This window comes from Kribbella sp. NBC_00382 (assembly GCF_036067295.1).
In the GTDB taxonomy this organism is placed as follows: domain Bacteria; phylum Actinomycetota; class Actinomycetes; order Propionibacteriales; family Kribbellaceae; genus Kribbella.
Map to the genome: position 1 here is coordinate 8,351,120 of NZ_CP107954.1, position 25,772 is coordinate 8,376,891.

Annotated in this window: 22 protein-coding genes; 4 read left to right on the top strand and 18 right to left on the bottom strand. The window is 67.8% G+C overall.

The annotated features are described in order from the left end of the window. The first annotated feature begins 131 nt into the window (after positions 1-131). On the top strand, positions 132-3,608 hold the full coding sequence (locus OHA70_RS39130; protein WP_328326844.1) for a S8 family serine peptidase: 3,477 nt from the start codon (positions 132-134) through the stop codon (positions 3,606-3,608). Here the strand turns inward: OHA70_RS39130 and OHA70_RS39135 are convergent. Then, complete coding sequence (locus OHA70_RS39135; protein ID WP_328326846.1) at positions 3,593-3,805, bottom strand: hypothetical protein; 213 nt, start codon at positions 3,803-3,805, stop codon at positions 3,593-3,595. The two genes, OHA70_RS39130 and OHA70_RS39135, sit on opposite strands and share 16 nt — an antisense overlap. A 118-nt stretch (positions 3,806-3,923) precedes the next feature. Here OHA70_RS39135 and OHA70_RS39140 point away from each other — a divergent pair, with 118 nt between their 5' ends. Further along, a complete protein-coding gene (locus OHA70_RS39140) occupies positions 3,924-4,487 on the top strand; it encodes an ATP-grasp domain-containing protein (protein ID WP_328326848.1) in 564 nt (187 codons plus the stop codon). Positions 4,488-4,509: 22 nt separating this feature from the next. Next, positions 4,510-7,011, top strand: a complete 2,502-nt coding sequence (locus OHA70_RS39145) for a DEAD/DEAH box helicase (RefSeq protein ID WP_328326850.1) — start codon at positions 4,510-4,512, stop codon at positions 7,009-7,011. Here the strand turns inward: OHA70_RS39145 and fabV are convergent. Together fabV and murA are read right to left on the bottom strand one after the other, a co-directional pair. Next, positions 6,998-8,179: an enoyl-[acyl-carrier-protein] reductase FabV gene (gene fabV / locus OHA70_RS39150; RefSeq protein ID WP_328326852.1), complete on the bottom strand. Its 1,182-nt coding sequence runs from the start codon at positions 8,177-8,179 to the stop codon at positions 6,998-7,000. The genes OHA70_RS39145 and fabV overlap by 14 nt on opposite strands. Positions 8,180-8,198: 19 nt before the next feature. After that, on the bottom strand, positions 8,199-9,485 hold the full coding sequence (gene murA, locus OHA70_RS39155; RefSeq protein WP_328326854.1) for a UDP-N-acetylglucosamine 1-carboxyvinyltransferase: 1,287 nt from the start codon (positions 9,483-9,485) through the stop codon (positions 8,199-8,201). Positions 9,486-9,535: 50 nt separating this feature from the next. Here murA and OHA70_RS39160 point away from each other — a divergent pair, with 50 nt between their 5' ends. Further along, the gene (locus OHA70_RS39160; protein ID WP_328326856.1) at positions 9,536-10,123 is read left to right on the top strand and encodes a cob(I)yrinic acid a,c-diamide adenosyltransferase; all 588 of its coding nucleotides are present in this window, start codon (positions 9,536-9,538) and stop codon (positions 10,121-10,123) included. Here OHA70_RS39160 and sppA read toward each other — a convergent pair. The 15 genes from sppA to OHA70_RS39235 form a co-directional block, all read right to left on the bottom strand. Beyond that, positions 10,116-11,774 carry a signal peptide peptidase SppA gene (gene sppA, locus OHA70_RS39165; RefSeq protein ID WP_328326858.1) on the bottom strand — a complete coding sequence of 553 codons (1,659 nt, stop codon included), beginning with the start codon at positions 11,772-11,774 and terminating at the stop codon, positions 10,116-10,118. The genes OHA70_RS39160 and sppA overlap by 8 nt on opposite strands. A gap of 22 nt (positions 11,775-11,796) precedes the next feature. After that, the gene (locus OHA70_RS39170) at positions 11,797-15,072 is read right to left on the bottom strand and encodes a DEAD/DEAH box helicase (protein WP_328326860.1); all 3,276 of its coding nucleotides are present in this window, start codon (positions 15,070-15,072) and stop codon (positions 11,797-11,799) included. Positions 15,073-15,129: 57 nt separating this feature from the next. Further along, entirely contained in the window at positions 15,130-15,561 is a 432-nt protein-coding gene (locus tag OHA70_RS39175) for a DUF2550 domain-containing protein (RefSeq protein WP_328326862.1), read from the bottom strand. Positions 15,562-15,653: 92 nt separating this feature from the next. After that, a complete protein-coding gene (locus tag OHA70_RS39180) occupies positions 15,654-16,058 on the bottom strand; it encodes a F0F1 ATP synthase subunit epsilon (protein WP_328326864.1) in 405 nt (134 codons plus the stop codon). Next, positions 16,058-17,512, bottom strand: coding sequence for a F0F1 ATP synthase subunit beta (gene atpD / locus OHA70_RS39185; RefSeq protein WP_328326866.1), 1,455 nt, complete (start codon positions 17,510-17,512; stop codon positions 16,058-16,060). Before atpD ends, OHA70_RS39180 begins: the two co-directional genes overlap by 1 nt. Positions 17,513-17,517: 5 nt before the next feature. Then, positions 17,518-18,429 carry a F0F1 ATP synthase subunit gamma gene (locus tag OHA70_RS39190; protein ID WP_328326868.1) on the bottom strand — a complete coding sequence of 304 codons (912 nt, stop codon included), beginning with the start codon at positions 18,427-18,429 and terminating at the stop codon, positions 17,518-17,520. Positions 18,430-18,435: 6 nt separating this feature from the next. After that, positions 18,436-20,073: a F0F1 ATP synthase subunit alpha gene (atpA, locus tag OHA70_RS39195; protein ID WP_328326870.1), complete on the bottom strand. Its 1,638-nt coding sequence runs from the start codon at positions 20,071-20,073 to the stop codon at positions 18,436-18,438. Positions 20,074-20,164: 91 nt separating this feature from the next. Then, a complete protein-coding gene (locus tag OHA70_RS39200; RefSeq protein WP_328326872.1) occupies positions 20,165-20,962 on the bottom strand; it encodes a F0F1 ATP synthase subunit delta in 798 nt (265 codons plus the stop codon). Beyond that, positions 20,962-21,534 carry a F0F1 ATP synthase subunit B gene (locus tag OHA70_RS39205; RefSeq protein WP_328326874.1) on the bottom strand — a complete coding sequence of 191 codons (573 nt, stop codon included), beginning with the start codon at positions 21,532-21,534 and terminating at the stop codon, positions 20,962-20,964. Before OHA70_RS39205 ends, OHA70_RS39200 begins: the two co-directional genes overlap by 1 nt. A gap of 31 nt (positions 21,535-21,565) precedes the next feature. Beyond that, positions 21,566-21,808: an ATP synthase F0 subunit C gene (gene atpE / locus OHA70_RS39210; protein ID WP_328326876.1), complete on the bottom strand. Its 243-nt coding sequence runs from the start codon at positions 21,806-21,808 to the stop codon at positions 21,566-21,568. An 80-nt stretch (positions 21,809-21,888) separates the two neighbouring features. Next, on the bottom strand, positions 21,889-22,671 hold the full coding sequence (gene atpB / locus OHA70_RS39215) for a F0F1 ATP synthase subunit A (RefSeq protein ID WP_328326878.1): 783 nt from the start codon (positions 22,669-22,671) through the stop codon (positions 21,889-21,891). Positions 22,672-22,768: 97 nt separating this feature from the next. After that, positions 22,769-22,984, bottom strand: a complete 216-nt coding sequence (locus OHA70_RS39220) for an AtpZ/AtpI family protein (RefSeq protein ID WP_328326880.1) — start codon at positions 22,982-22,984, stop codon at positions 22,769-22,771. Positions 22,985-23,110: 126 nt separating this feature from the next. Continuing rightward, entirely contained in the window at positions 23,111-23,575 is a 465-nt protein-coding gene (locus OHA70_RS39225) for a hypothetical protein (RefSeq protein ID WP_328326882.1), read from the bottom strand. A 194-nt stretch (positions 23,576-23,769) separates the two neighbouring features. Beyond that, on the bottom strand, positions 23,770-24,888 hold the full coding sequence (locus tag OHA70_RS39230) for a glycosyltransferase family 4 protein (protein ID WP_328326883.1): 1,119 nt from the start codon (positions 24,886-24,888) through the stop codon (positions 23,770-23,772). Next, on the bottom strand, positions 24,888-25,751 hold the full coding sequence (locus OHA70_RS39235) for an L-threonylcarbamoyladenylate synthase (protein ID WP_328326885.1): 864 nt from the start codon (positions 25,749-25,751) through the stop codon (positions 24,888-24,890). The genes OHA70_RS39230 and OHA70_RS39235 overlap by 1 nt, the downstream gene beginning before the upstream one ends. Positions 25,752-25,772: the final 21 nt, after the last annotated feature.

Consider the following 25,772-nt stretch of genomic DNA (forward strand, 5'->3'; position numbering starts at 1 on the left):
CCGCTCCCCGCTAGAGCCCGCTAAAGCCCCTCGCCTGATCCGGCGACGGCCCCGCCCGGCCGTCGCCGTGCTTCGCCCTGCCCGACTGTGCTTTCCCACGCCCCAGAAACGCCCATTTCGTGAGGTGAACCTTGTCCCGATCCCGCAAGCTGGCCGCCGCGACCATCGTGTCGCTGGCGGTCGCCGCCGCCCTCGCGGTCCCCGCCGCCGGCCTCCAGAACCCTCCCCCGAGCCAACCCAGCGCCGGTACTGATGGAGCCGGCGCTGGGTTGGCGGCCACCGTCAATCCGCTCACCATCACCCTCGTCACCGGCGACAAGGTGACCGTAGGGCGAACCGCCACCGGTTACACCCCCGTCACCGTCCAGGCAGGCCCCGGCCGCGAAGGAATGGCCTTCCACAAGGTCTCCTTCAAGGGCAAGGAACTCGTCGTCCCGCTGGACGCCTTCCCGCTCGTCTCGTCGGGCATCGTCGACGAGCGACTCTTCGACGTCAGCCTGCTCGCCACCCTCGGCCTGGATGACAAGTCGTCGCCCCGCCTCCCATTGCTGGTCCAGTACGCCGCCGGTGGCGCGGCCCGTGCCGTCCGCTCCGCCCTCCCCGAGGGCACGTTGGTCAAGCGCGAACTGCCGATCATCGACGCCGTCGCGATCGGCCAGGAACGATCGCAAGCCGGCGACCTCTGGTTCAACTGGCTCAACAGCCCGCAGGCCAAGCGCAAAACCGGCCTGGCCGGCACCGTCAAGAAGCTCTGGCTCGACGGCGGCGTCACCCCGAACCTCGACCGCAGCGTCCCGCAGATCGGCGCCCCGGCAGCCTGGAAGGCCGGCTTCACCGGCAAGGGCGTGAAGGTCGCCGTGCTCGACTCCGGGTACGACGCGACGCACCCCGACTTCAAGGACCGGGTGATCGCCACCAAGGGCTTCACCGCGGACCAAGATGGCACTGTCGATGAGAAGGACGTCGTCGACCGGATCGGCCACGGCACCCACACTGCCTCGACCGTGGCCGGTACCGGTGCAGCGTCGGGCGGCAAGTACAAGGGCGTCGCTCCCGATGCCGGCCTGATGATCGGCAAGGTGTGCGGCGATCGCAACTGCGAGTCGTCCGCGATGATCGCCGGCATGCAGTGGGCCGCCGAGTCCGGCGCGAAGGTCGTCAATATGAGCATCGGCGGCGGCCCGAGCGACGGTACGGACATCCTTTCCGAGACCATCAACGAGCTGACCGCCAGTACCGGCACGCTGTTCGTCGTCTCGGCCGGCAACTTCGGCGCCGCGCAGACCGTATCGACCCCGGCCGCGGCGGATGCCGCCCTGGCCGTCGCCTCGGTCACCAAGTCCGACACCCACAGCGAGTTCTCCAGCCAGGGCCCGCGCGTCGGCGACCTGTCGGTGAAGCCCGACATCTCCGCTCCCGGCAGCCACATCGTGGCCGCCCGCGCGGCGAACACGCCGCTGGCACCGTTCGCGATCAACGATTCGTACGCGGATCTGTCCGGTACTTCGATGGCCGCGCCCCACGTCGCCGGCGCGGCCGCCCTGCTCGCCCAGCAGCACCCGGACTGGAAGGCCCCGGAGCTGAAGTCGGCGTTGATGGGCTCGTCGGTCGGACTCGACGGCCAAGGCATCTACACCCAGGGCGCCGGCCGGGTCGACGTCGCGCAGGCGATCAAGCAAGAGGTCCTGGCGATGCCCAGCAACCTCAACCTCGGGCTGCAAGCGGCACCGCACGACGACGACAAGCCGGTCACGAAGCCGGTGACGTACGTCAACAAGAGCTCCCACCCGGTCAGGCTGACTCTCCGCCTCGAAGGCGCCAAGCTGTTCCGCCTCGACCGGTCCTCGATCACCATCCCGGCCAACGGCAGCGCGCAAGTCAACGTCACGGGTCGCACCGACGGGCGTGAGGCCGAGGGCGCGTACGCCGCCTGGCTCATTGCCAACGGCAACGGCAACGGTCCGGCGATCCGCACGACCGTTGGCATCGGCAAGGAGGTGTCGACCTACGAGCACACCCTGCAGATGACGGACCGTACCGGCGCACCCGCCACCAACGACGACCTGCATCTGGCCGGTACCTACCTGATCAACATCGAACGCCAGGAGGGGTACTCGGTCGCGGCCGGCGACACCGTCAAGCTCCCGGCCGGGCACTACCTGGTCGACGGCTACGCCGCCACCCTCAGGTCCGACGCGCCAGGCCTCCAGGAGATCACGTACTACACCGAAGGCGACCTGGTGATCGGCAAGACCGGGCCGGTCGTACTGGACGGCCGCCGGGCGGCGAAGGTCGCGTTCAAGGCTCCGGTCACCGGCGCCACCGCCGCGACCGGCGGGATTGGGATGAACCGGACGCTTGCCACCGGCACCTATATCGGCGGCGTCGGCCTCGACGGGAACGGCGTCCCCAACGCGGAGCCCGAGCTGTACGTCGTACCGAACAAGACAGGCACCGCTCAGACCTACACGGCGTACTCGCATGTCGCCTGGGCCGGCGCTCCGGACGGGCCGGTGCCCGGCGTCGGGAGCTTCCTGAACAGCCCCTACCTGTACCACGATGTCGCCGTCTGGCCCGGCCGCATTCCGGCCCACCCGTCGGTGATCACCAAGCCTGCCGACTACGCGCACATCAACGCGTCGTACGCCGGTGAGCCCGGCTTCTACGCCGACAACTACGGCTTCCCCACGGCGCCGCAGCCGGCTGCGGACGGTACCCGGCTGCCGTTGTTCGTCTTCACGCCGGCGATCAGCATGAGCCTGCCGTTCCGGCGGGACGAGTACTACTCGGCGAAGGGCGTGGAGTGGGCCTTCAGCAACCAGGTCTACAGCTTCAGCGAGGAGAACGGGTACGAGTACCACTCGGTGCTCGACTCCGAGGTGAATGCCTTCCGGGCCGGGAAGACGACGAAGCTCGACTGGCAGCGGGGTGTCTTCGGCCCGAGCCTGCCCGACCCGCGGATCGGCAATCCGGGACGGCCGAAGCTGCCTTGGGTGTCGCGCGATGGTGACATCCTGAGCGTCTACGTGCCGACCTTCTCCGACGGCGTGCCCAACCGGCTCGGTGATGTGGGCAGCGCGTCCGAGCAGACCACGCTGTTCCGCAACGGCCAGCAGATCGGCTCGACGGATTCGGTGGCGATCCAGACGTTCGCGCTACCGGCCGGCGCTGCGACGTACCGGCTGGCGAAGGTGGTCAAGCCGGGTCAGGTGTGGACCAAGCTGTCGACGGAGATCTCGTCGGAGTGGACGTTCAAGTCGCAGCGGACGCCGGACGGTGTCGACACTGCGCTGCCGCTGCTGAATGTGCGCTACACGCCGGCTTTGGATGACCGCAACCGGGCGCCCGGCGGCCGGTTCGAGTTCCCGGTCACCGTCCAGACGGCGTTCCTCGCGCCCACCAAGCCGATCGTGTCGCTGCAGGTGTCGGCGTCCTTCGATGACGGCGGCTCGTGGCGGCCGGTGGCGGTACGGCGTACCGGCGTGAACACCTTCAAGGCGGCCGTCGACCAGCCGTCCAGCGGCTTCGTCACCCTGCGCTCGATCGCGATCGATGCCGCAGGCAACAAGGTCACGCAGACCATCAAGCGGGCTTACGAAGTCAAGTAGCCCACCTCGAACACCTGGCGGCTCGCGGCTGAGGGGCTCCGAGCCGCCAGGGTTTCATTGGTGATCTCCAGACCGGGGAAGCGGCGGCGCATGGCGGCCTCGTAGCGGTCGGCGTAGGCGTGGTCGCCGATGTACTCGCCGATCTGGTGCTGGCCGAACCACAGCCGGACCCGGCGCCGGGACGACAGAACTGTCACGCCGCGAAGCTACAAGCCTCATCGATCAGCCATGTTTCCGCTGATTACAGCAGGAAGTCCTCGGCCTGGCGCGCGGAAGAACAGGCGAGCCGCTGAGTTCGCAGGGACAATTCAGTGCATGTTGCTGGTACCGGGGGACCCGTCGGAGCCGCGGCGAGTGGATCCACACTTCGCCGCGGAGGCGGACGCGGCGCGCGCTCTCGGCGTACCGGTCGCGGTGGTCGACCACACCGCACGGGAGCACCCGGAAGACATGGTGGCCGCGGTACCGGCCGGCGACGACGCCGTTTATCGCGGCTGGCCGATGACGATTGCTGAGTACGCCACCTTCGCCAAGGTGCTCGATGCTCGGCGGGTGACGTTGCGCACCAGTCCTGACGACTACCGGCTGGCGCAGGACCGTACTCGCTGGCCTAAGGCGCTGCGAGCCGTAGTGGTGGACTCTGCGGACGGCCCGCTCCTGCGGACCTGGTGGATCGGTGGCCGCTGCCTCCAACTCTCGGCCGGGATCGATCTGGTCGAGATCGAGCCTGTCATCACCGATCTGGCCCTCCCCTTCGTCACCGCCGACCTGGTACGCCGTGCCGACGGCGCCTGGCGGATCGCCGCCCTCACCGACGGCCAGATCAGCGCTTGGCCCGTCTCCAGGGACCCCGCGGACCTCCTGGCGGGGCTGTTCTGACGGATGCGGGACAATGGCAGTGATGACGCTCACCGAGAAGCTGCCCGGCTCCACCGAAGTCGATGCCCTGTACGACGCCTTTGCCACCTGGGTGGGTGAGCAGGGGATCTCGTTGTATCCGGCGCAGGAAGAGGCGCTGATCGAGGTGATGACGGGGTCGAACGTGATCCTGTCGACGCCGACCGGCTCCGGGAAGAGCCTGGTGGCCACCGGGTCGCACTTCGCGGCGCTCGCGAACGGGAAGCGGACGTTCTACACCGCGCCGATCAAGGCGCTGGTGTCGGAGAAGTTCTTCGCCCTGTGTGATGTCTTCGGGGCCGACAAGGTCGGGATGCTGACCGGGGACGCGTCCGTCAACGCCGGGGCGCCGATCATCTGCTGTACCGCCGAAGTGCTGGCCAACGTGGCGCTGCGCGAGGGCCGGGCCGCCGATGTCGGTCAGGTGGTGATGGACGAGTTCCACTTCTACTCCGAGCCGGACCGTGGCTGGGCGTGGCAGGTACCGCTGCTGGAGCTGCCCGACGCCCAGTTCATCCTGATGTCGGCCACGCTCGGCGACGTCGAGCGGTTCAAGATCGACCTGAACCGGCGGACCGGCCGGCCGACGGCGATCGTCTCGTCGGCCGAGCGACCGGTGCCGCTGGTCTACAAGTACGTCACCTCGCCGCTGCACGAGACGCTCTCCGAGCTCCTGGTCACCCACCAGTCCCCCGTGTACGTCGTCCACTTCACCCAGGCGTCCGCGCTGGAACGCGCTCAGGCGCTCACCAGCATCAACGTCTGCACGAAGGAGGAGAAGGACAAGATCAAGGAGCTGATCGGGCACTTCCGGTTCAGCCCGGGCTTCGGCAAGACGCTGCAGCGCCTCATCATGCACGGGATCGGCGTCCACCACGCCGGCATGCTCCCGAAGTACCGGCGGTTGGTCGAGCAGCTCGCGCAGGCGGGGTTGCTGAAGGTCATCTGCGGCACGGACACCCTCGGCGTCGGCATCAATGTCCCGATCCGTACCGTCCTGCTGACCGCGCTGAGCAAGTACGACGGCCGCCGGCAGCGCATCCTCAAGGCGCGTGAGTTCCACCAGATCGCGGGTCGCGCGGGCCGGGCCGGGTACGACACCTCCGGCACCGTCGTCGTCCAGGCGCCGGATCACGTGGTGGAGAACGTCCGGCTGATGGCGAAGGCCGGCGACGACCCGAAGAAGCAGCGCCGGGTGCAGCGCAAGAAGCCGCCGGAGGGTTTCGTCACCTGGGGTGAGGACACCTTCGACCGGCTCGTCGCCGCCGATCCCGAGCCGCTGCAGTCGCGGATGCGGGTCAGCCACGCGATGCTGCTGAACGTGATCGCCCGCGACGGCGACGCGTTCGCGAGCATGCGGCACCTGCTGCAGGACAACCACGAGGACTCCAAGGCGCAGCTCCGGCTGATCCGGCGCGCGATCCAGATCTACCGCACGCTGCTCACCGCGGGCGTCGTCGAGCGCTTGGACGAGCCCGACGAGAACGGCCGCACGCTGCGCCTGACGGTCGACCTGCAGAAGGACTTCTCGTTGAACCAGCCGCTGTCCACCTTCGCGCTGGCGGCGCTGGACCTGCTCGATCCTGAGGACCCGCTGTATGCGCTGGACGTGGTCTCGGTGGTCGAGGCGACGCTGGAGGACCCGCGCGCGATTCTGATGGCGCAGCTGCACCACGCCAAGGGCGAGGCCGTGCAGGGGATGAAGGCCGACGGGATCGAGTACGAGGAGCGGATGGAGCTGCTCGACGAGATCAGCTGGCCGAAGCCGCTCGAAGAGTTGCTCGAGGCAACTTTGGACATCTATCGACAAACCCACCCGTGGATCGCCGAGGCCGGCCTGTCGCCGAAGTCCGTCGTCCGGGACATGTTCGAGCGCGCGATGACGTTCGGCGAGTACATCCAGTACTACGCGCTGGCGCGCTCCGAGGGCATCGTCCTGCGGTACCTCAGCGACGCGTACAAGGCGCTCCGCCAGACGGTCCCGCCGGACAAGGCGAACGAGGACCTGACCGACCTGATCGAGTGGCTCGGCGAGGTCGTCCGCCAGACCGACTCCAGCCTGCTCGACGAGTGGGAAGAGCTGACCAACCCGAGCACCGACGAGATCGTCGCGCCGGTACCGGTCGGCCCTCGCCGGATCACCTTGAACACAAGGGCTTTCCGGGTACTCGTCCGCAACGCGATGTTCCGCCGGGTGGAGCTCGTCTCGCTGCACCGCTGGGCCGAGCTGGGCCAGCTGGACAACGACTCCGGCTGGGACGCCGGACGCTGGGCAGAGGCCGGTACTGCGTACTACGCCGAGCACGACTCGCTGCCGACCGGCCCTGCCGCTCGTGGGCCGGCCCTGTTCATCGTCGAGGAGCACCCGGGCTACTGGGAGGTCCAGCAGATCATCGACGACCCCGAGGGCAACCACGACTGGCGCATCACCGCCACCATCGACCTGGACGCCTCCGACGAGGCAGGCGACCTGGTCCTGGAGATGGTCTCCTTTAAGCCTTTGTAGGCCACTCCACGTCGACCTCTGCGGGAGCCTCGTAGTCCACACCGGCTACGTCGAAGCCGTAGAGGCGGCGGACCTCCTCGTAGAACCAGACGGTGTCGGCGACCTCGGCGATGTTGTCCTGGGTCGCTGCGTCCCACTGCTTCTTCACAGCGCCCTGCACGTCGTCAGTCAGCTCCCAGCGGTCCAGGCGGATGCGGCCGTCCTCATCCAGGTCCAGGGGCTTCTCGCCGGTCAGTTGGTCCCAGAGGGAGATGGACTGCTGCATGGGTGTCTGCAGGCCGTCGCCGAGCACCTTGTGCAGCAGGCTCACGTACAGGCCGATGCCGGGGATCGCGGACGACGCCTGCGTGACAGCGGCGCCGTTGACCGACGTACGGGCCTCTACGCCGTCTCGCTGGCGCAGTTCGCTAGCGGTGGCTTCCAGGTGGGCCTTGGCGGCGCCGATCGAGCCCTGGCGATAAATCGGGCCGGTGAGCTCACTGCCGATGTAGGTGAGGGCAACAGTGCTGAAGCCGTCCTTGAGCAGCTTGCGCTCCTCCAGGGCGTCCACCCAGCGGGCCCAGTCCTCGCCACCCATGACCGCGACGGTGTCGGCGATCTCCTCGTCGGTGGCGACCTCGATGCCGACCTCTTGCAGGACCGGCTGGCCGTCGTCGTACGCGAGGCTCTTGGTCTGCGCGGCCTGGCCGATCGCCTTGATGGCCGACTGGTACGTCGTGTCGGTGCGCGGGTCGACCCGGCGCGGTGCGGCGACGGAGTAGATCAGGTAGTCGACTCCCCCGAACTTCTCCTGCAGCAGGTCGAGCACGTCACTCTTGGTGGTGTCGGCGAACGCGTCGGCATTGATGAAGTGGAACGTGCTGCCCACGCTTTCGGCGTACGCGGCGGTGGCGGCCGTGCGGTACCAGCCCGCGGTGGCAGTACGACGTGCCGGCGCCTTCTCGAAGGAGACGCCGATGCCGTCGATGCCATACCGGGCCAGCCCAGCGACAGTCGCGGCCAGTCCGTAGCCCGAGCTGGAACCGATCACGAGCGCGACCGGGCGCGTCTCCGGCGTCCGTGCCTCGACCTGCTCCGTCAGCCCTCGGACGATCTGCTCACACCCAGCAGGGTGCGAATCGAGGAAGAGGAAACCGCGGCCGACGGGCTTGATCACGCGCTCAGTCATGCGACCGACTTTAAGGCATTTAGTTCCAGTAGAGCTCTGCGTCGTCCGGCTCGACAGTCACATCGGCACCCAGGCGGCGCAGGTTGCCCGCGAAGTCCGTGTAGCCGCGGTGTACGTGGTGGGCCGCTGAGACCAATGTCTCGCCCTCGGCCGCGAGACCCGCGATGACCAGCGCGGCACCGGCGCGGATGTCACTGGCGACCACCGGAGCGCCGGACAACCGCGGCACACCCCGTACGACGGCGTGGTGGCCGTCCGTCTGGATGTGCGCGCCGAGCCGGGTGAGCTCCTGGGCGAAGGTGAAGCGGCCCTCGAAGAGGTTCTCGGTGACCATCGCGGCGCCGTCGCTGACCGCGTTCATCAAGATCACGAACGCCTGCAGGTCGGTCGCGAACCCCGGGTACGGCAGCGTGACGACGTCGACCGGCTTCGGGCGGTCGTTCATGACGACGCGGAAGCCCGGGTTCAGGATGGTGATCTCGGCGCCGGCCTTGTGCAGCTTGTCCAGCGGCAGTTCGAGGTGCTCGGCGTGACCGTTCGAGACGGTGATGTCACCCTTGGTGATGGCGGCGGCGAACGCCCAGCTGCCGGAGACGATCCGGTCCGGCACGGTCACGTGGTCGACCGGCTTGAGCAGCCCGTCGACGCCGGTCACCTCGATTCTCGGCGTACCGGCGCCCTCGATCACCGCGCCCATCTCGACCAGCATCGCGGCGATGTCCTGGATCTCCGGCTCGCGGGCGGCGTTCTCGATCACCGTGGTGCCCTTGGCGAGCACCGCGGCCATCATGATCGTCTCGGTCGCGCCGACGCTCGGGAAGTCCAGCCAGACCTCCGCGCCGTGCAGGCCCTGGGGTGCCTCGGCGATCACGAAACCGTGCTCGATATGGACTTTCGCGCCCATCGACTCCAGGCCGGCGACGTGCATGTTGAGGCCGCGGGAGCCGATGTTGTCGCCACCCGGCAGCGCCACCTCGGCGCGGCCGCAGCGGCCCAGCAGCGGTCCGAGGACCGAGATGGAGGCTCTCAGCTTGCGGACCAGCTCGTAGTCGCACTGGTACCCGATCTCCGCCGGCACCGCGATCGTCGCGCTGGCCGAGTCCGCGTCGATCTTCACCGAGCAGCCGAGGGTGTCCAGCAACTGGGCCATGAAGGTGACGTCGAGAATGTTCGGCACTTGCCGCAGCGTCGTCGTCCCCTCCGCCAGCAGTGCCGCCGCCATCAGCTTCAGCACGCTGTTCTTCGCGCCTGCCACCTCGACGCTGCCCTCGAGCCGTGCCTCGCCTGCAATCCGAAACCGTTCCACCTGCTGACTGTATCGGCTCGTCGTCGCGGGCTTGCGTAGAGTGCCGTGACATGGCTGTGAACTTGACGCGGATCTATACCCGGACCGGAGACGCCGGCGAGACCCGCCTGGGCGACATGAGCAAGGCATCGAAGACCGATCCACGGGTGGTGGCGTACGGCGATGTCGACGAGGCGAACTCCTCGATCGGCGTCGCGATCGCGGCCGGCCACCTGAACAGTTCCCTGGTGCTGCTGCTGACCAGGATCCAGAACGACCTCTTCGACGTCGGCGCCGACCTGTGCAACCCGATCTCTCCGGACCCGGAGTACCCGCCGCTGCGGATCACCCAGGACTACGTCGACCGGCTGGAAGGCTGGTGCGACGAGTACAACAACCGCCTCACCAAACTCCGCTCCTTCATCCTCCCGGGCGGTACGCCGGGCGCCGCATACCTGAACGTCGCCCGCACAGTCACCCGCCGCGCGGAACGCTCCGCCTGGACAGCCGTCGAAACCCACGGCCCCACGATCAACCTGCTGGCGATCACGTACCTGAACCGCCTGTCAGACCTACTCTTCATCCTCGGCCGAGTAGCCAACCTGTCCTCGGGCGGCGACGTCCTCTGGGTCCCTGGTGGCGACCGCGACCCTAAGTAAGACGCCAGCTCATCGGCATCGTGAGGACGCCAGTGGGTGGGAGGCCTAGGGCCGCGTAGATGGTGCTGGTGAGGCCGTCTGCGGTCCAGGACCGCGCTGTGGCCGCCAGGTCGTCGCTGGACTCCGGCGGGCGCAGGCGGTCCAGCAGGGTGCGGTGAGGGGCTGCAGTGAGGGTGATGTTGTCCCGGTCGAGGCCTGCACGGTTACAGGCGAGGCGGAGGGCGTGCTCGAAGCCACCCAACTCGTCGACCAGCTTGCGCTCGTGGGCGTCGGCGCCGGTCCACACCCGGCCGCGGGCCAGGGCTTCCAGGTCAGCCACTGGGAGACCACGGTCCTGAGCGGCCTTGGCGACGAAGTCTTCGTAGATGCGATCGAGGGACTCTTCCAGCCGCTCCCACTGCTCGGTGGTGAACTCCTCCTGGGCGGAGTACATCCGGGCGTTGGCGCCTTCCGACACAGCCTCCTGGGAGATGCCGATGCGTCCAAGGGCGTCCCGTACTACGCCCTTGCCGGAGAAGACTCCAATGGAGCCGGTGATGGTGCCGGGCTGGGCGACGATGACATCGGCGGGCATCGCGACGAAGTACCCGCCGGACGCTGCCACGCTGCCCATGGAGGCGATCACTGGGCGGCCGGTGGCCCGTAGGCGGAGTACCTCGTGGCGGATGGCGTCTGAGGCGACGTATGAGCCGCCTGGGCTGTCTATCCGTAGTACGACGGCCCTGACCTTGTCGTCTTCGGCTACTGCGCGCAGGGCGGCGCCAATGGTGTCCGAACCCGAGCCGGGGCCGCCGATGGGTCTGCCACCCGAGTTGCGGCCGACACTGATGCCGCCGCTGATCCGGATGACCGCCACTACGGGCTTCTGCGGCCAGGGGAGGTTCTGGCGGACCTCCTGGAGCGTCCTGGGACCGCGGCGGACGTACCGCTCGGCCAGGAGCGGTGTGGTCTCCCCCAGCTGCTTCTCCAGCGCCTCGTACACATCCGACCGGTAGCCGAGCTTGTCGACCAGCCCAGCCTCACGACCCGCCTCCGCCGACAGCGGAGCGTCATCCACGAGCTCCCGCACCTTCGCAGGCTCCAGCCGGCGCCGTACTGCGATGCCCTCGACGATCTGCTCGTACGCCGACTCGGCCAGCCGCGACGCCATCTCACGGGCCGGCCCGGACATCTCCTTCTCGGTGAAGGTCTCCACCGCCGACTTGTACTCCCGGCGCTTGCCGAACTGCGGAATCACGCCAGCCTTGTCCAGCGCCCCCTTGATGAAGGTGGCCTGGATGCTGACGCCGGTGATCGCGAGATCGCCCGACGGCTGGACCCAGATCTCGTCGAACGCCGTCGCCAGGTAGTACGGCACGGTCCCGCCGCCGATCTCGCCGAACGACTCGGTCCAGGCGACCGCGCCCTTGCCCGACGCCCGAAAGTCCGCCACGGCCTCCCGCAGGTCCTGTACCTGAGCCAGCGACAGCGCCGGCCCACCCAGGTGCGCGACCAGCCCGACCACCTGGTCGTCCTCGGCGCCCTTGCGCAGCGCCCGCACCAACTCCCGCATGGTCGGCAGATGCCGAGCCCGGAAAGCGGCCAGCGGCGAAGCAGGCGGAGTCTCCAGGACCCCACGCGTCAGATCCAGTTCCAGCAGAATGCCCGTCATGTATCGACCCTAGACGGACCGATCAACTGAACAAGCCGCGGATGTCGTCCGGGCTCAGACCGGCGCCGAAGGCGTTGCCCTCGTCCATCACGCTGGCGAACAGGGCCGCCTTGCGCTCCTTGAGCTCCATCACCTTCTGCTCGATGGTGTCCTTGGCGATCAGGCGGTAGACCATCACCGACCTGCGCTGGCCGATCCGGTGGATCCGGTCCACGGCCTGCGCCTCGGTCGCCGGGTTCCACCACGGATCGAGCAGGAAGCAGTAGTCCGCCTCGGTCAGGTTGAGCCCGACACCACCGGCCTTGAGGCTGATCAGGAACAGCGGCGCCGTACCGTCCTTGAACTTCTTCAGTACTGCGGGCCGGTTGCTGGTGCTGCCGTCGAGGTAGCAGTACTCGATCCCCTCCGCGTCCAGCCGCTGCCGGACCAAGGCGAGGAACCCGGTGAACTGGCTGAAGACCAAGGCCCGGTGACCGCTGCCGATGATGTCGGGGAGCTGCTCGAGCAGAGCGTCGATCTTCGCACTGGGCAGGTCGCCATGGACCTCGTCGATCAGGCCCGCATGCAGGCTCAGCTGCCGCAGGAGGGTCAGCGACCGGAAGATGGTCATCCGGTTCTTGTCGAAGTCCGCGACCAGGCCGAGCACCTTCTGGCGCTCACGTTGCAGGTGGGTCTGGTAGATCTTGCGATGCCTCGGATGGAGCTCCACCTCGAGCACCTGCTCCTGCTTTTCCGGGAGGTCACCGGCCACCTGCTCCTTGGTCCGGCGCTTGACCAGGGGCTTGATCCGGCGGCGCAACTGGGCCAGCCGCTCGGCGTCGCCCTCCTTTTCGATCGGGCGTACGTAGTACCGGTCGAAGTGGGTCGGGCTGGGGAACAGGCCGGGCGAGGTGATCGAGAGGAGCGACCAGAGCTCCATCAGGTTGTTCTCCATCGGCGTACCGGTGATGGCCAGCTTGAACGGAGCAGGCAGCCGGCGGCAGCACTGGTAGACCTTCGACTGGTGGTTCTTGGCGAACTGCGCCTCGTCGAGAACCAGTCCGGCCCAGGTGCGGCCAGCGTACGCGTCGATGTCCAGGCGGAGCAGCGTGTACGAGGTCACCACCACGTCGGCGTCGCGCATCACCTCGTCGAGGCTCTGGCTGCGGCGACGCAGGGTGTCGGGGACGGTCACCACCTTCAGCCCGGGAGCGAATCGCGCAGCCTCGGACGGCCAGTTCGACACGACGCTGGTCGGAGCGACGATCAGGAACGGGCCGGCGCCCGTCTCCTTCGCATGGGCGATCAAAGCCAACGTCTGCAGGGTTTTACCGAGCCCCATGTCGTCGGCGAGGATGCCACCCAGCCCGAACTTCCAGAGGAAGGCCAGCCAGCGGAACCCCTCCAGCTGGTACGGACGCAATGATGCCGCGATCATCGCCGGGAGCTCGGTCGCGTCGGTCGTCTCGATCGAACGCAGCGCGGTCAGCTGCTGCTGCCACCCCTCGGCCTGATGCTCCACCAGACCTAGGTTTTCCAGGTCCTCGAAGAGGCCGACCTGGTACCGGCTGATCCTGAGATTGTCATTGGGGATGTCCTGGAGGGCCTGTGCCTCCTCGATCAGGGCTCGCAATGCCCGCAGCTCTGGTTTCTGCAGGCTGAAGTGGGCGCCGCTGGTCATCAGCACGGACGACTTGCCGGCCGTCAGGGCCCGGAAGACGTTGACGAACGGCACCCGCTGCCCCTCGACCTTGATCGTGATCCCGAGATCGAGCCAGTCCGTCTCACCGGCCTCGGCCGAGGTCGAGACCTCGATGGTCAGCGAGTCACCGACCTCGCGATAGTCGGCCGGCTCGCCACTCACCTCGACGTCCACCTGCGGATCCGCGACCAACTGCGGAAGCAGCTCGGTGCTGAACCGCACGGTGTCGAACTCCTGCAGGCTCTCGGGGAGGGACTCCGGCTGCAACTCGAGCTCGGCGAGGATCTCGCGTTCCTGGTCCAGGTCGCGGTAGATCTCGCCTGGTCCGGTGGCCTGTCCGACCGGTACCCGCAGTTGCGAGCCGTCGACCTTGTAGAGCCAGCTCCACTGCAGATCCAGCGCATGCCCAGGACCGTAGTCGGCCTGCAGGCTCAGCTCGGGGCCGGAGATCGTCGGCGGGCTGAACGAGTCGTCGGAGGAGATGACCGTGGCCAGCTGCCGGAGCTTCGGGTAGTACTCCGCGCGGAACCGCGCGCCGTCCGCTGCCGGGATCTTCAGCTCCTGCGCGGTCAGGGCGACCTGCTGGAGCTCGGGCGGTACCGGCCGGGTGAACTTGGCCAGCCGGAACCGCAACCCCTCGAGATCTGTGGACGGACCGAGATCCGACCGGTCGACCCAGACCAGCCCGTGGCCCTCGGCGCCGATGAACTCGACCGGCACCACGGCGGACGGCGGGTCCTGCTGATCGCCGGCGATCCGGGTGAGCGGCCGGATGAGCAGCGCCCCGGACTCCTCCGTCGTGATGTCCAGACAGAACTCGGCGACACCGTACGGATCGAGATCCCCAGCATTCTTCCTGCTGTGGACGAGGCGTACGCCGACGGCCAGCGCCTGGTCCAGCAGCGGCCAGAGCTGCCTGCTGTCGAAGGCCGACAGCTCGAACGTCTTCTCGTCGCCCTGCCGGTACGGCGACCTGGCCCGGCGCGAGGTGTAGGACGCGTACAGCTCCTGGAGCGCCTGCGAGTGCGCCCTGACCAGCTCGCCGTACGGGTTGTCCAGCGTCGCCCAGGTCAGGTTGCCCCGGATCCAGCCGTTCTTGCCCCGCTTCATCACCCGGGCGAGGAGCACCGGCTCGCCCGCTCCGGACCGGCTCTTCGTCGAGTACGGAGCCGGTATCACCAGGGACAGCTCGATCGCGAGCGGTGCCGAACCGGCTCGATCGCGCAGGACCGGCGCCTCCTGGCCGACCAGGGAGTCCAGCGATGCTTCCCAGCCGACCGCCCGCGCGATCGCCCGGCCGACGGGCGCCGGCTCCACTTGCACAGTCGCAGTCGTGGCAGCCGACAGGCCCGACCCGTCCGACTCCGAAGAGGACAGGATCGCATTCAGCGCGACTGCGGCGACGTGCTTGCAGTCGAGCCCGACCGGGCAGGTGCACTCGCCGTCGAGATAGCTCGCCCGGCCGTCGACGCCGATCGAGACGAAGACCGCGACCTCGTACAGATTCTCCAACTGCCCACGAACGCGACCGCGCAGCGCGTTCACCGTCGGGTCCCACCATGTCGACCGAACAGCCCCACCCTGGGCATAGCCGAGTCCACGCGCGTAGGCAGCCATCCCAACGGCGTCCTTCACCTCAACAGCACTGAGGCCCTGCACGATCGGTGGCGGCACCTACAGGTAGGTCTGGGTGCTCGGGGGTGCGGATTCCATCCACGCGAGGACGCCGGTGAGGGCCTCTTCGGTCATCGCGAAGTGGACGGTACGGTCGCGCAGCTCGGCGTCCACGATGACGTGGCCGGCGTAGGTGACCAGGGGCTCGTTGCCCATCGGGCGGCGGGTGGTCACGCCTTCGAGCTGGCGGCGGTTGACGGTGAGTTTCGGCCACCAGGCGAGGCTGAAGACCCGGAACCACTGCAGGTCGTCGCCGACGTAGCGGGCCAGTCCGAGGGCCCAGCCACGCCCATGGTCCTTCTCAGCGAGTTGCAGGCTGCAATCGAACGTGCCGCCGTCCCTGGACAACCAGCGACGACGGCACGCGAAAGCGATGATCAGCAGTACGGCAGCAAGGCAACAGACCCCGACCAATTCGAGGACTGTGCTCATAAGTTGCCAACCTCATTCCTGGCGCCCTCGCTGTGGTGGCGCCATGCCCGAACCGTACTGAGTACAACTCTTTTCAATTATTGCAGGTGGGGTCAGGACGCCTTCTCGGCGGCCCTCACCCTGGCTTCGGCGAGCCGGACCTGCTCCTGCTCGTCCTCGCTGTCGGTCCCGGTGGACTGGGCCTGCTCGAGCGCCCGCTTCGCCTCTTCGAGGTCGATGTCGTGCCCCATCTCGGCGTTCTCGGCCAGGATCGAGACCCGGTCGTGCGCCACCGAGATGAAGCCGTCCGGAGCGGCCGCGACGAAGTACTCGTCGTCGACCGTCCGCACCTGGACCGTACCGCCCTCCAGCAGACCCAGCAGCGGGGCATGGCCGGGGAGGATACCGACGTCGCCGTCGGTGGTACGGGCGATGACGATCTTCGCCTGTCCCTCCCAGACCACCCGTTCGGCCGCGACCAGCGCGACCTCGAGGTGCTTGCCCGACTCGTCGGCCATCAGAGTTCCTTCTGGAGCTCAGCCCAACGCCGCTCGACGTCGTCGAGCGAACCGACGTTGAAGAAGGCCTGCTCGGCGATGTGGTCGCACTCGCCCTCGGTGATCTTCTTGAACGACTCGATGGTGTCCTTCAGCGGCACCGTCGAACCCGGCGTGTTGGTGAACTTCTCCGCCATGTACGTGTTCTGCGAGAGGAACTGCTCGATCCGGCGCGCACGCGCGACGGTGATCTTGTCCTCTTCGGAGAGCTCGTCGACACCCAGGATGGCGATGATGTCCTGCAGTTCCTTGTTCTTCTGCAGGATCTGCTTCACCCGGACGGCCACGTCGTAGTGCTCCTGGCCGATGTACTGCGGGTCGAGGATCCGCGACGTGGAGGTCAGCGGGTCGACGGCCGGGTACAGACCACGCGACGCGATGTCACGCGACAGCTCGGTGGTCGCGTCCAGGTGCGCGAAGGTGGTGGCCGGCGCCGGGTCGGTGTAGTCGTCGGCGGGAACGTAGATCGCCTGCATCGAGGTGATCGAGTGACCGCGGGTCGACGTGATCCGCTCCTGCAGAACGCCCATCTCGTCGGCCAGGTTCGGCTGGTAACCAACCGCCGACGGCATCCGGCCGAGCAGCGTGGAGACCTCGGAACCGGCCTGGGTGAAGCGGAAGATGTTGTCGATGAAGAGCAGTACGTCCTGCTCCTTCACGTCGCGGAAGTACTCCGCCATCGTCAGCGCGGACAGCGCGACGCGCAGCCGGGTGCCCGGCGGCTCGTCCATCTGGCCGAAGACCAGCGCGGTGTCCTTGAAGACGCCGGCGTCTTCCATTTCACCGATCAGGTCGTTGCCCTCACGGGTGCGCTCACCGACACCGGCGAACACCGAGGTGCCACCGAAGTTGTGCGCGATCCGGTAGATCATCTCCTGGATCATGACGGTCTTGCCGACGCCCGCACCGCCGAACAGGCCGATCTTGCCGCCCTGGACGTACGGGGTGAGCAGGTCCAGCACCTTGATGCCGGTCTCCAGCATCTCGGTCTTGGACTCGAGCTGGTCGAAGGCCGGCGCCTTGCGGTGGATCGGCCAGCGCTCGGTGATCTCGAACTCGGACTCGTCCTGGTTCAGGCACTTGCCGGTCACGGACCAGACCCGGCCCTTGGTGACGTCGCCGACCGGTACGGAGATCGCCGCGCCGGTGTCGCGTACCTCGGCGCCGCGGACCAGGCCGTCGGTCGGCTTCATCGAGATCGCCCGGACGATGTTGTCGCCGACGTGCAGCGCAACCTCGAGGGTGATCGTCGTGGTGACGTCGTTCAAGGCGATGTCCACCTCGAGCGCGTTGTAGATGTCGGGCATCGCGTCCGCGGGGAACTCGATGTCGACGACCGGGCCGATGACCCGGGCGACGCGACCAACGGCACCTGCCGCGCCGCTGTTGTCCTTCTCGGTAACCGTGGCAGTCATCTCTCTCACTCGCTCCCGGCGTTGGCGTCGGCCAGCGCGTTCGCGCCACCGACGATCTCGCTGATTTCCTGGGTAATGGCCGACTGACGCACCTGGTTGTACTCGCGGGTCAGTCGTTCGATCAGATCCTGCGCGTTGTCCGTGGCGGACTTCATCGCGCGCTGCCGGCTGGCCAGCTCGGAGGCCGCCGCCTGCAGCATGCAGAAGTGGATCCGGCTCGCGACGTACTTCGGCAGCAGCCCGTCGAGCACGTCCTCGGCGGACGGCTCGAACTCGTACAGCGGCAGTACGTCCTCGGCGGCCGGTGCCTCCTCGCCCTCGACGACCTCCAACGGCAGCAACCGGATGACGTCCGGCTTCTGCGTCAGCATCGAGACGAACCGGGTGAAGACGATGTGGATCTCGTCCACGCCGCCCTCCTCGGTGGGCTTGAGGAAGGCCTCGATCAACGCGTCGGCGATCTCCCGCGCACGGGCGAACGACGGCGCGTCGGAGTCGCCGCTCCACGACTGCGCGACCTCGCGCTGCCGGAAGGTGTAGTAGGCGATCCCCTTGCGCCCGCTCAGGAACGGGACGATCTCCTTCTCGGACTCCCGGAGCAGCTGGTTCAGCCGCTCGCCCTCCCGGATGACCGAGGAGGAGTACGCGCCGGCCTGGCCGCGGTCGGAGGTGATCAGGAGAACCGCGGCCCGCTTGGGGTTCGGCTTCTCGGTGGTCAGCGGGTGGTCGACGTTCGAGAACGTCGCCACCGCCGACACCGCTCGGGTGAGCTCACGCGCGTACGGACCGGCCGCCTTGGCGCGTTGCTGCGCCTTGACGATCCGGGACGCAGCGATCAGCTCCATCGCACGGGTGAGCTTCTTGATCGTCGAGACGGAGGCTCGCCGATCCTTCAGCTCACGTTGGGTTGCGGGCATGGACGATCAGCCCCGCTTCTGCTTGGTGATCTGCTCCTGCTCGACGTCCTCGGAGTCCATCGCCGCCGTCTCTTCCTTGCCGACCAGCAGCTGGCCGTCGGAGGTCTGGAAGGTCGGCTTGAACTTCTTCAGCGCGTCGGTGACGGCGTCGGCCGAGTCGTCCTCGAACTTGCCCGACTCGCGGACGGCGTCGAGCACGTTGCTCTCCCGGCGCAGGAAGTCCAGGAACTCACGCTCGAACCGGAGCACGTCGTTGACCGGCACGTCGTCGAACTTGCCGGTGGTACCGGCCCAGATCGAGACGGTCTGGTCCTCGACCGGGTACGGCGAGTACTGCGGCTGGCGGAGCAGCTCGACCAGCCGCTGACCGCGGTCCAGCTGGCGGCGCGAGGTGGCGTCGAGGTCGGAGGCGAACATCGCGAACGCCTCCATCGCGCGGAACTGCGCGAGGTCCAGCTTCAGCGAGCCGGAGACCTTCTTCATGCCCTTGACCTGCGCGGCGCCGCCGACCCGGGACACCGAGATGCCGACGTCGATGGCGGGGCGGATGTTCGCGTTGAACAGGTCCGACTGGAGGAAGATCTGGCCGTCGGTGATGGAGATGACGTTGGTCGGGATGAAGGCCGAGACGTCGTTGGCCTTGGTCTCGATCACCGGCAGACCCGTCATCGAGCCGGCGCCGAGCGCGTCGCTCAGCTTCGCGCAGCGCTCGAGCAGCCGGCTGTGCAGGTAGAAGACGTCACCCGGGTAGGCCTCACGGCCCGGCGGGCGGCGGAGCAGCAGCGACATCGACCGGTAGGCCTCGGCCTGCTTGGTCAGGTCGTCGAAGACGATCAGGACGTGCTTGCCCTGGTACATCCAGTGCTGGCCGATGGCCGAACCGGTGTACGGCGCGACGTACTTGAAGCCGGCCGCGTCGGACGCCGGGGAGGCCACGATGGTGGTGTACTCCATCGCGCCGGCCTCTTCGAGCGCGCCGCGGACGGCGGCGATCGTCGAGCCCTTCTGGCCGATCGCGACGTAGATGCAGCGAACCTGCTTCTTCGGGTCGCCGGACTCCCAGTTGGCCTTCTGATTGATGATCGTGTCGATCGCGATCGCGGTCTTGCCGGTCTTGCGGTCGCCGATGATCAGCTGACGCTGGCCACGGCCGATCGGGATCATCCCGTCGATCGCCTTGATGCCGGTCTGCATCGGCTCGCGGACCTCCTGGCGGTCCATCACGCCGGCCGCCTGCAGCTCCAGCGCGCGGGTGCCCTCGAGGCCGGTGATCTCACCGAGGCCGTCGATCGGCTTGCCCAGCGGGTCGACGACGCGACCCAGGTAGCCCTCACCGACCGGCACGGACAGGACCTGGCCGGTCCGGCGGACCTGCTGGCCCTCTTCGATGCCGCCGAAGTCGCCGAGCACGACGACACCGATGCTGCGGACGTCGAGGTTCAGCGCGATGCCCTGGGTGCCGTCCTCGAACTCGAGCAGTTCGTTCGTCATCGCCGAGGGCAGGCCCTCGACGTGCGCGATGCCGTCACCCGCGTCGATCACGGTGCCGACCTCTTCGCGGGCAGCCTCGTCCGGCGTGTAGTCGCGGACGAACTGATCCAGGGCGTCCCGGATCTCCTCCGGCCTGATCGTGAGCTCAGCCATTATCTTCCGTCCCTGCTTCCTTGACCTTTGCTGGCCTGGTGATGGGCTCTAGAGGCTTGCTGACCACTAGCGCCGTATATGTCGTTAGGGGTCAGCCCGCGATGCGCCGTTGCGCCTCGTCGAGCCGGGCCGCGATGGTTCCGTCGATCACTTCGTCACCGATGTCCACCCGGACGCCGCCGACCACGCTCGGGTCGACGATCACGTTCAGCTGGATGTCGCGGCCGTACTGCCGGCCGAGCACCGTCGCGAGCCGGGTGCGGTCCGCCTCGGACAGGTCCGCGGCGACCCGGACGGTCGCGATGCTGGCGCTGCGCCGGTTGGCGGCAGCGACCTGGTACGCCCGCATCGAGCCCGCGAAGTTGCGGCCCCGGCCGTCCACCGCGCGCTCCGCCAGCCGCACGGTCACGTCGGTCGCCTTGCCCTGCAGCAGCCCGTGGATGAGCTCCTGCCGGGTGGCCACCGGGATGTTGCGGTCGCTCAGCTTGTCATTCAGTGCCCGCTCGGCGGTGACGATCCGGTCGAGCCGGAACAGCTCGTCCTCGACGTCGTCCAGCTTGCGCTGCCCATCGGCGTAGGCCACATCGGCCTGCACGCTCAGCTCGTCCAGCGAGTCGCCGAGGTCGCGCCCGCTGACCCAGCGGCCGGACACCGCGGCGGTCAGGATCTCCAGCGCCTGAGCGGAGATCTTGCCGCCGAGCAACTGCTGGGCCAGACCGGTCCGGGTCGCCACGGGGCGGGCCGGGTCGGTCAGGGCCCGCCGGAGCGAGCCGTTGCCGTCGAGCAGCTTGGCCACCGAGAACAGCTCGGCGCCGAGGCCTTCCGTGACGGTGACACTCGCCAGGGCCTCCTGGGCCTTGGCGAGTGACTCCCTCGATGTGCCGCGCATCAGCCGTCCGTTCCGACGGCCTGCCGTGCCGACTCAGAAGCTTCCAGGTCGGCCAGGAAGCGCTCGACGGTCCGGCGCTGACGCGCCTCGTCCTCGAGCGACTCACCGACGATGCGACCGGCCAGCGTGGTCGCCATCGTGCCGACCTCGCTGCGCAGCGAGGCCACGGCCTGCGTGCGCTCGGCGTCGATCTGGGTGCGGGCGTGCGTCACGATGCGCTCGGCCTCGGTGTTGGCCTGCTCACGCATCTCCGCGATGATCAGCGCACCCTGCTCACGCGCGTCCTCACGGATCTTCGCAGCTTCCTGCCGGGCTTCCGACAGCTGCGCGTTGTACTTGTCGAGGGCCGCCTTCGCCTCGGCCTGGGCCACCTTGGCCTCGTTCATTCCGCCTTCGATCGCCGCGGTCCGATCGGCATAAGCCTTTTCGAACTTCGGAACTACGACCTTGGCGAAGGCGATGGCCAAGAGGACCAGGAACACGAAGCCGAAGATGATCTCAGCCGTGTGCGGCAGCAGCGGGCTGGGGGTTTCCTCAGCGGCCTCTGTCAGCGGCAGAAGTGTCGTCAGCATGTTCAAGTCCTGTCAGTCAGGGGTGGAAAGATCAGGCGCCGGTCTTGCCCTTGAAGACGAAGGCGAGCGCGATACCGATGATCGCCAGAACCTCGGTGACGCCGAAGCCGATCCACGCGATCGACTGCAGCTTGCTCTGTGCCTCGGGCTGACGCGCGGTGCCGTTGATGACCGCGGCGAAGATCAGACCGACGCCCACGCCCGGGCCGATCGCGGCGAGACCGTAGCCGAGGACGGCGATGTCACCGGTGATTGCGAGAGCGATGTTGCTCATTGCGGTGGTTCCTTTCGGTACGGATAGGGACTATCCGGGTTTCCGTTACGACGGTCAGGTGTACAGCTGGGTGGTGCTGATCAGTGCTCGTCGGAGATCGCGCTACCGATGTACTGCGCGGTCAGTACGACGAAGATGTAGGCCTGGATGCACTGCACGAACAGTTCCAGGCCGCCGATCGCCAGCGCCATCAGCCAGGTGATGATGCCGACACCGCCGATCGCGATGCTGCCGGAGTGCAGCACCATGTACTCGCCACCGGTGACGAAGACCAGCAGCAGGATGTGGCCGGCGAACATGTTGGCGAACAACCGCAGGCTCAGCGAGATCGGCCGGACCAGGATGTTCGAGATGAACTCGATCGGGATCATCAGCGGCATCAGCCAGACCGGCACGCCGGCCGGCATCGTCTGGTGCTTGAAGTAGCCCCAGAGGCCCTTCTTCTTGATGCCGACCGCGTTGTAGATGACCCAGCTCATGATCGCGGCCACGTACGCCCAGCCGATGTGGCTGAAGGTCGGGAACTGGATGAACGGGATCGTCGCCGCGACGTTGTTCAGCAGGATGAAGTAGAACAGGCCGCACAGGTACGGCACGTACTTCATGTACTCCTGGCTGCCGATCGCGTCGCGCGCCATCGAGTTGCGGACGAAGTTGTAACCCAACTCCCCGGCGAACTGCAGCTTGGACGGCACGATGGCGGCCTTGCGGGACGCACCCCAGTAGAACCAGATGATCACCACCACCGACAGCGCCGCGACCAGCACCGGCTTGGTGAACCAGTCGACGCCGTCGATGATCGGCGGGGTGTCGAAGCTTTGTGGACCGGGTGGGATGAACTCGGTCGGAACGCCGGCGCTCACCGGGTCTCCTCTCGCGTCGTGCTCAAGTCGTTCGCCATAGGGCTAAGGGCAGGGCGGCTCAGGGCAAGGCGGTCAACTACGTCAGACCCGGTAGGGCTCAGGACCGCTGCCGGTACCGGAAGTTCAGCAACATGATCGTCAGGCCGGCACCGAGCACGATGCCCACCGGAAGCAGAAACTTGGTGCCGAGCCAGCGATCCAACCCGAAGCCGATGCCCCCGTAGACGAGGACTCCGCCGATCAAGTAGGACAGGACCCGCCAGCCATCGCCGGATGTGTTCGGCGTCGGCTTCGGATCCTCGTTCTGGCTCATTGGCACCCGAAAGGTACCAGCCCGCGACACGCCGGGTCACATCGGCCTGAGCGGGGTGTCCAGTGCCATTCGACACACCTTCGGTAACGGCTTGGAAACGGCTATCCCAGGCGTCACGCAGGGTGCTCACGGGTTCACCTCGTGGTCGAGGTCGTAGATCGGGACGCGCAGCCGCGACCAGGCCCAGATCTCGCCGGCCATCCAGCCCATCACGACCACCATCGCGGTGATCCCGAGCGCGGTCAGGTTGACGTTGCGGGCCAGCGAGTCGGAGTTGATCGCGAGTGCGAGCAGGCCGCCGAAGATCGCGATCCGGCCGGTGTAGGAGGCCATCGCGACACCGAGCTGCATGGTCGGGCTGGTGTGCCGCGCGGCGTGCAGCGCGAGCAGACCGGCGCCGGAGAAGATCAGCACCGTCAACAGGCCGAGCAGCGCGCCCCACAGACCTTTGGATCCGGCGGCGACGGTCGCGACGGCGGCTGCGTTCACGCCGACGACCACTGCGGCGATCGCTGCGCCGCGCAACATCGCGAGAGCCGGGTGCTTTGTTGCTTGGCCGGCTTCTTTGGGGCTACTTACTGCGGGAGCCATCTGGTGGTTCCGTCCTGCTGGCGGCCGGGATTTTGCCCTCGGTCGTCGGGTGGGCGGGGTCAGGGGTGAAGCTGTTGATTGCTGGTGCTTGTGAAAACTAGCACAAAGTCTGCACGGTCAGCAAAACCAGCGTCCCTGCCGCTGTACACGAACACCTTATCGGTAGGCCACGAGACCCACTGGTCTGGTCCTGGTCAGACCTTCGACAGGGTCCGCGCGGAGCGCCTCGGGAGGCCGGTGGTGAGGAGGATGGCGGTGACCGCGACGGTGAGTACCAGGAGGGCGGTCCACCACTTCAGCTGGAGGCCCAGGACCACCACGCCGAAGGCGATCAGGAAGGTCCACAGGTACATCAGCAGGACCGCACGGCGGTGCGAGTGGCCGCGCTGCATCAGGCGATGGTGGAGGTGGAGCTTGTCGGCGGCGAAGGGGGAACGGCCGGCCTTGGTACGCCGGATGTAGGCCAGCGTCAGGTCGAGCGCGGGGATCGCCAGCACCGCGATCGGGAGGATCAGCGGGAGCAGTGCGGGCAGCAGGCTGGAGCCGCCGACCTCGTACGGGACGGCGTTGGGGTCCATCTGGCCGGTCAGGCTGATCGTCGACGCGGCCAGCATCAGACCGATCAGCAAGGCCCCTGAGTCACCCATGAAAACTCTTGCTGGGAAGAAGTTGTGCGGCAGGAAGCCCAGGCAGGCGCCGGCCAGCGCTACCGTGATCAGGGTCGAGGTGGTGGCGCGGTCGAGGTTCTGCTCGACGTTCAGCAGGTACGAGTAGGTGAAGAAGGCGGCCGCGCCGATCGCGGTGACGCCGGCGGCCAGTCCGTCCAGGCCGTCGACGAAGTTCACCGCGTTGGTGGAGACGAGCAGGATGCCGGCGGTCAGCACGGCGAGCTGGGCGGGCGGCGGCGAGAAGATGCCGCCGGGCAGCGGGAGCCAGTACAACTGGATGCCTTGGACAACCATCACGCCGACGGCCAGGACCTCGCCGGCCAGCTTGGTGATCGCGTCCAGTTCGTACAGGTCGTCGACGACGCCGACCGCGCAGATCACCACGCCGCCGATCAGGATCGCCCGCGCGTCGTGCGCGACCTGCAGGCTGTCACCGAGGAACGGCAGGCTGGAGGCGACCGCGAAGCCGGCGATCAGGCCGCCGAGGATCGAGATGCCGCCGAAGTACGGGATCGGGACCTTGTGCACGTCCCGGGTGCGGACCTTGGCGACGGCGCCGTACCGCAACGCGATCTGCCGGGCCACACCGGTCAGCAGGAAGGTCGTGGCCATCGCCACGAACAGGACCAGCAGATACTCGCGCACTAGTCCGCAGGCCTCACATCAGCTGCCTTGTCATCCTCGGGCTTGTCTTCGGTCTTCTCGTTGGACGCCTCGGCCGGTATTTCGGTTGGCTCGTCCTGCGGCTTCGCGTCCTGGACGGTCTCGTCGGCGGGCTTCTCGTCAGCGAGCTTCTCGTCTGTGGGCTTCTCGTCAGCGAGCTTCTCGTCGGCGGGCTTCTCGTCGGCGGGCTTGTCGTCCGGTTCGAGGTCCGTGGTGGCTTCGGGGACGACGTCGCGGATCTGCTGGACGGACAGGGCACCGATCCGGACGACGTGCGGGACGTCGCCGGTGAGGTCCACGATCGTCGACGGCTGTCCGCCGGTGGCGACCCCACCATCGAGGTAGACGGCGACCGAGTCGAGCAACTGCGCCTCGGCGTCGTACACGTCCAGTGCCGCCGGCTGCCCGCTCAGATTCGCCGAGCTCACTGCGAGCGGTCCGGTGCGGGACAGGAGTTCACGGGTGTTCTCGTGGTCGGGCACACGCAGCGCCACGGTCCCCTGGGTCTCCCCCAGGTCCCACATCAGCGAACCCTGCGCGTGGCAGATCACGGTCAGCGGCCCCGGCCAGAACTTCTCGCACAGCTTCCGGCCGGCCTCCGGTACGTCGGTCGCCAGCGCGTCCAGCGACTCGACCACCGAGATCAGCACCGGCGGCGGCATGTCGCGGCCGCGGCCCTTGGCGTCCAGCAGCCGCTGGACGGCGTCGGCCTTGAAGGCGTCGGCCGCGATCCCGTAGACGGTGTCGGTCGGCAGGACGACCAGGTCGCCCGCCTCGATCGCGTCCACGGCCGCGCGGTAGGCCGGGGCCAACTCGTCACCGGTGAAGTCAAAGCGCTCGCTCACGGAGTGAATCGTGCCACTCCG